This is a genomic window from Selenomonas sp. (assembly GCF_052169755.1).
Taxonomy (GTDB): domain Bacteria; phylum Bacillota; class Negativicutes; order Selenomonadales; family Selenomonadaceae; genus Selenomonas.
Map to the genome: position 1 here is coordinate 1 of NZ_JBQNBV010000124.1, position 6,120 is coordinate 6,120.

Consider the following 6,120-nt stretch of genomic DNA (forward strand, 5'->3'; position numbering starts at 1 on the left):
GAACGTCACGAAGGGGAATACCATGCCGAGCTGAATATCGAGGAATTGGATTTTGACGAGGAAGGCTTGGACACGCAGGATCTGGTTTTTGGCAGCAAGATCAAGGTGCTGCTCCAAGATATGGATTTAATCAAATGGCGTCAAGACTTGGAGCAGGATGCAGAGGAACTTGCCGAAATCCTCAAGAGTGCCAAAGTCATTACACCTCAGCGCGACAACAAGCTTCAGACACTCAAAAACCGTATTGCCCGTAAAATCGAGGACCCCATCAACCCCGGCAACGGCAAGCTCATCATTTTCACCGCCTTTGCCGATACGGCAGAGTATCTGTACAAAAACATTGCTCCCGCCATGGAAAGCTCCGGAATATACACCGCTTTGGTAACGGGCGGCTCGGAGAGCAATAAGTCCACTCTTCCCATTCCTGCTGCTTTGCGGCGGAGCATCAGACTTTCCGATCTCAATACGGTGCTGACGCTGTTTTCGCCTGCTTCAAAGGAAGGAAAAAACATCTTCCCCGATATGCAGGAAGAGATCGACATCCTGATTGCGACGGACTGCATCTCGGAAGGACAAAATTTGCAGGATTGTGACTATCTGATCAACTACGACATCCACTGGAATCCTGTGCGCATCATTCAGCGTTTCGGGCGTATCGACCGCATCGGCTCGAAAAATGAAGTGATACAGCTCGTAAACTTCTGGCCGACGGAAGACCTGGACGCTTATATCGATCTTGCCCAGCGGGTAAAGGGACGCATGGTGCTTTTAGATGTCTCCGCCACGGGAGAAGAAAATATCATCGACGAGCAAAAAAACAAGGAAATGAATGACCTTGAGTATCGCAAGAAACAACTCCAAAAGCTCCAAAATGAAGTGGTTGACTTGGAAGATATTTCCGGCGGCATTTCTATCACAGACTTGACTTTTAATGACTTCAAGATCGACCTCATGGAGTACATGAAAGAACATGAGGAAGAACTATCCAATGCACCGAGCGGACTCTACGCCATAGCGAGGATTTCCGACAATCTCCGCGATACGGTGCAGCCCGGTGTGATTTTCGTACTGCGTCAAATCAAGGGCGCACGGCAGACGAAAGAGCAAAATCCTCTCTTCCCCTATTATCTCGCCTACATCACCGAAGATGGCAAGGTGGAGGCGAATTTCCTGCAAGCGAAACAGGTGCTGGACTATCTCAAGAAATTCTGTTCGGGGCAAAAGACGGTTGCCAAGGATTTGGCGGATGTGTTCAACGCCGAGACTAAGCACGGGCGGCGCATGGAGAAATATTCCGCGCTGCTGTCCAAGTCCATCGAGGATCTGATCGGCAAAAAGCAGGAGGTGGGGGTTGCCAGTCTCTTCAGCAAGGGCGGCACAGCGATGCCCCAAAGTTTTGATGACGGCATGGCGGATTTTGAGCTGGTAGATTTCGTGGTGCTGAAATGACGATTTATGAAAAATTGAACTTGAACGACCATGCCCGCATTGACCGGGTCGTGGCAAAAAAGCAGTTTTATGAGAGTGGGGAGCTATCCTCTTCCGACAAGAAAATCTTTGACCATGTAGAGAAAATGTATTGGCGATATGCGCTCAAAACGGAAAACACCTTCATTCAATCATTTGCCGATGAGGAGCGTGACTATCCTGAAATCGAAGTGATGGAAGTCGTTCTTCGAGAGGAAAAGCAGCTGAAGCGGCTGGCTGAAATCATTTTTCGGTCAATTCCTTACCCTATGCTGCTTTTCTTCGTATTAGGCGACAAGATGCAGCTTTGGCTGGGGAAGCTGCGAAAAAATCAAGCGGACAGCAGTCGTATGACCTTGACGGCGACGGAGCAGACAGAATGGCTTGCAGAGGCGGATCAATTCTGGGAAGACATGTCCCTTAGGAGAATGCCCTCGACGAATTTTTGCGCCCTGTATGAGGCGTGGTTCGATACGGTCAGCCGCCGTCATTTGACGGAAGTTGGAATTTCTGCGCAGGGCATATCCGGCGAGGCGGCAAGGGAAACGATGAATCAACTTCAAAAGATCGAGCAGGAAATAACGAGTCTTCGGGGTCAGCTGAAGAAGGAAAGTCAATTCAACCGCAAGCTGGAAATCAATACGAAACTGCAGAAACTCAAGCGCGAAAAAGTAAATATCATTGAGCAAGGGAGCGGAGAGATATGAAAAAATTAGCGGGAGAATCCCTAAATATCATGGAGGAAAATCTGGCGGCGATGCAGCAGCTTTTTCCTGAAGCATTTGAGGAGGGGAAGATCGATTTCGACGTCCTGCGCCAACTGTTGGGCGATTATGTGGACGATGAGGAAGAGCGCTACAGCTTCCGCTGGAACGGCAAGGGCAAGGCGCTCCGCCTTTCGCAGACGCCCTCGACCGGCACGCTGCGTCCGTGCAAGGAGGAGAGCAAGGACTGGAACACGACCGAGAATCTCTATATCGAGGGCGACAACCTTGAAGTCTTGAAGCTCCTGCAAAAAAGCTATCATGGCAAGGTGAAAATGATATATATCGATCCGCCCTACAACACGGGAAAAGATTTCGTTTACAAGGACGATTTTCGCGATAATGTTGCAAACTATAAGCGTATTACAGGGCAGGTCGATGACGAGGGGCATCGTACAGGGACGAATAGCGAGAGCAATGGACGCTTTCATACCGATTGGCTCAATATGATGTACCCACGGCTGCGATTGGCGAGAAATTTGTTGAGTGATGATGGTGTGATTTTTATTTCGATTGATGATAATGAACAGGGGAATTTGAAGAAGATTTGTGATGAGGTGTTTGGAGAAGGGAATTTTGTGGCATCTTTTCCATGGCGGAAAAGAACTGCAAAATCAGATGTTCCTTTTGGTGTTTCACAAGACTATGAGCAAATATTGTGTTATGTTAAATCAAGTTTATTTGTTGCAAGTGTAGAGGGAAATAGCCGCAGATATTATACAACAGAGGATTTCCTCGATAGACCATGGCGCATACATGATTTATCCAAACAAACCACTGCTAGTGAGCGTCCAAATAGCTTTTTTACTATAGTCAATCCCAAAACAGGAAAAGTGTATCCAGCTAATCCAAATGCCGTTTGGCGGATAACTAAAGACAGTTATCCGCAATATCTGGAAGAACAAAGAATAGTTTTTCCTGGTGATTATGATTTCTTGCGAATCACGAAACCTGTTTTACGTTACTGGCAGGAAGATGATATAAAAAAAGATGGAGAAAATTTTGGAAGAAAACCAGTGAGTACACATTTTTCTAAAAATATAGGAATGTCCCAGAACGGGACTAAAGAATTGACGAAACTATTAGAAGCAAAAGTATTTAATTTCCCGAAACCGAAAGACTTAATACAATTTTTGATTCGGAGTTCTATGAAAAAGAATAGTATCGTCCTCGACTTCTTCTCCGGCTCTGCTACCACCGCTCATGCTGTAATGAACCTCAATGCCGAAGATGGCGGCAATCGTCGCTTTATTCTTGTTCAGCTTCCTGAAACTACACCTGTGGATTCTGAAGCGCGTAAGGCAGGCTATGAGAATATCTGCGAAATCGGCAAGGAGCGCATTCGTCGTGCGGGGGAGAATGTTAAGGCGGAGTGCGAGGATGAAGAGCAGGCGGCATCGCTCGACATCGGCTTCAAGGTGTTCAAGCTCGACAGCTCGAACTTGCAAAAGTGGCAGCCGCAGCCCGAAGATTTGCAGGGGGCGCTGCAAGAGAGCATGGATAACTTCCTGCCCGGTCGCACGGAGCTTGATGTCGTCTACGAAATCGCGCTGAAGCTCGGACTTGACCTCTCCTATGAGGTCGAGGAGCGCGAGGTGGATGGTCAGACCATCTACATCATCGGTGCAGGCGCTTTGATGATTTGCCTCGCATCGCCGATTTCCACGGAGACGGCGGAAGCCTTGCTCAAGCTGCATGAGGAATATGCGCCCGAGACATGGCAGGTCGTTTTCCGCGATACGGGATTCCTTTCCGATCAGGAGAAGACGAACATCAAGGAAACGCTCAAGAGTGCGGGACTTGATGAAGACGCCTTTATTTCGATCTAGGAGGGAGCATGATGAAGCTGCAATTCGATCCTTCCCTCACGTATCAGCAGGAAGCTGTTGCCGCCGTTTGCGATGTGTTTGAGGGACAGACGGCGAAGCCTGCGCTTTTCACGGTAGCCGATAATCTGGAAGAGCAATTCGCCGCAGGACAGAACCTCTACAGTGCACAGCAGGGCGTGGGGAATCTTCTGCGTCTTGACCAGGAAGATCTGCTGAAGAATGTGCGTGCCGTCCAAGCGCGGCACGGCCTGCCGCAGTCGGAAAGTCTCGGGCAGGAACTGCATTTCGACATCGAGATGGAGACGGGCACGGGCAAGACGTACGTCTATCTGCGCACCTTGTTGGAACTGAACAAGAGGTACGGCTTCACGAAGTTCGCCATCGTCGTGCCGAGCAACGCCATTAAGGAGGGCGTGAAGAAGACGCTCGACATCACGAAGGAGCATTTTCGTGAGCTTTACAACAATGTGACATACGATTATTTCGTCTATGACAGCGACCATATCGAGAAGATTCGTGACTTCGCTGTGAACACGGACATCCAGATCATGGTCATCATCATCGACGCTTTTCAGAAGAAAATGAACCTCATCAATCGCGACAACGATAAGAAGTTCGGCGGGGCGCGTCCCATCGAGCTTTTGCGCGAGACGAATCCCATCGTCGTCATCGACGAGCCGCAGTCGACGATCAGCACGGACAAACAGTTGGAGGCCGTGCGAAGCCTCCATCCGCTCTGCACCCTGCGCTATTCGGCGACGCCCGTGCGCGTGGAGAACAAGCTCTACAAGCTCGACGCCGTCGACAGCTTCAACAAGAAGCTCGTCAAGGGCATCGAGGTCGACAGCTTCGCCGTCCAGGACGCGCATAACGACGCCTATTTCTGCCTGAAGTCGGTGGATAATAAAAGATCGCCCATCACGGCGAAGATCGAGATTGACAAGAAGATGAAGAGCGGCGCCGTCCAGCGCAAGCCCATCACGGTGCGCCAGGGCGACGACATCTATGAGAAATCGGGCGGCCGCGACGTCTATGCAGGCTATATCGTCAACGATATTTATTGCGGTGCAGGCGAGGAATACGTCGACTTCGCCTCGCGCCCTGAGGTGCTGCATCTTCATGAAGTTGTCGGAGAGATTCATGCCGATGAGATCAAGCGCCAGCAGATGCGTGCAACCATTGAGGAGCATCTTGAGAAGGAACTGCTTCTGCAGCCGAAGGAGATCAAGGTTTTGAGCCTGTTCTTCATCGACAAGGTGAAGAATTACCGCGAGTACGATAACGAGGGGGCGCATAAGGGCAAGTATGCGCTTTGGTTTGAAGAGATATATTGCGAACTAATCGGAAAGCCGAAGTATAAGGAATTGCGTAAGGCACTTCATGGCGCAGAGGTGGAAGTCGACCTAGTGCATGACGGCTATTTTTCCGCAGACAAGGGCAGCAAGGAGAAGCCCGGGAAGTGGAAGGACACTAAGGGAAATGCGATGGTAGATGAAAGCACCTACAACCTCATCATGAAAGAGAAGGAAAAGCTCCTGTCCTTCGACTGCAAGGTACGCTTCATCTTTTCCCATTCTGCGCTCAAGGAGGGCTGGGACAATCCCAATGTCTTTCAGATCTGCACATTGAACGAAACGGCGAGCGTGATAAAGAAGCGGCAGGAGATCGGGCGCGGTCTAAGGCTCTGCGTCGATCAGAAGGGCGAGCGTCAATACGATCGGAGCGTGAACATCCTCACGGTCATCGCGAATGAGAGCTATGACGAATTTGCCGCCGCCTTGCAGAAGGAGTATCAAGAGGACGGCATTCACTTCGGCGTTTTGGAACTTACGGACTTTGCAGAACTCGTCGCGCCTGATGAGAAGGGCGAGGAGAATGTGCTGGGGCTGGAAAAGGCGAAGAAGCTTATCACTTTTTTCCGTGAGCATGAGTATATTGACGCTTTGGGCAAGGTGCAGGAAAATCTGCGCCGTGATTTGGAGACGGGAGATCTGCCGCTTCCCGAGGAATTGACGCCTTGCCGCAAGGAGATCGAAGATGTTTGCCGTCGCGCCTGCGGC

The 6,120-nt window shown here is 50.0% G+C and carries 4 protein-coding genes; all 4 read left to right on the forward strand.

Translation table 11 applies throughout. The features are described 5' to 3' along the window. Positions 1-1,449: C-terminal helicase domain-containing protein (locus ACTTKG_RS08550; protein WP_442673794.1), on the forward strand; the 1,449-nt coding region annotated here is incomplete at its 5' end. After that, on the forward strand, positions 1,446-2,174 hold the full coding sequence (locus ACTTKG_RS08555; RefSeq protein WP_442673795.1) for a DUF4391 domain-containing protein: 729 nt from the start codon (positions 1,446-1,448) through the stop codon (positions 2,172-2,174). The genes ACTTKG_RS08550 and ACTTKG_RS08555, both read left to right, overlap by 4 nt. Further along, a complete protein-coding gene (locus ACTTKG_RS08560) occupies positions 2,171-4,060 on the forward strand; it encodes a site-specific DNA-methyltransferase (protein WP_442673796.1) in 1,890 nt (629 codons plus the stop codon). Before ACTTKG_RS08555 ends, ACTTKG_RS08560 begins: the two co-directional genes overlap by 4 nt. An 8-nt stretch (positions 4,061-4,068) precedes the next feature. Next, positions 4,069-6,120: DEAD/DEAH box helicase family protein (locus ACTTKG_RS08565; RefSeq protein ID WP_442673797.1), on the forward strand; the 2,052-nt coding region annotated here is incomplete at its 3' end.

What these genes read in the sequence shown, in the direction of transcription:
- ACTTKG_RS08555 (WP_442673795.1), top strand. Translation starts at nt 1,446, where the DNA reads ATGACGATTTATGAAAAATTGAACTTGAACGACCATGCCCGCATTGAC.
- ACTTKG_RS08560 (WP_442673796.1), top strand. Translation starts at nt 2,171, where the DNA reads ATGAAAAAATTAGCGGGAGAATCCCTAAATATCATGGAGGAAAATCTG.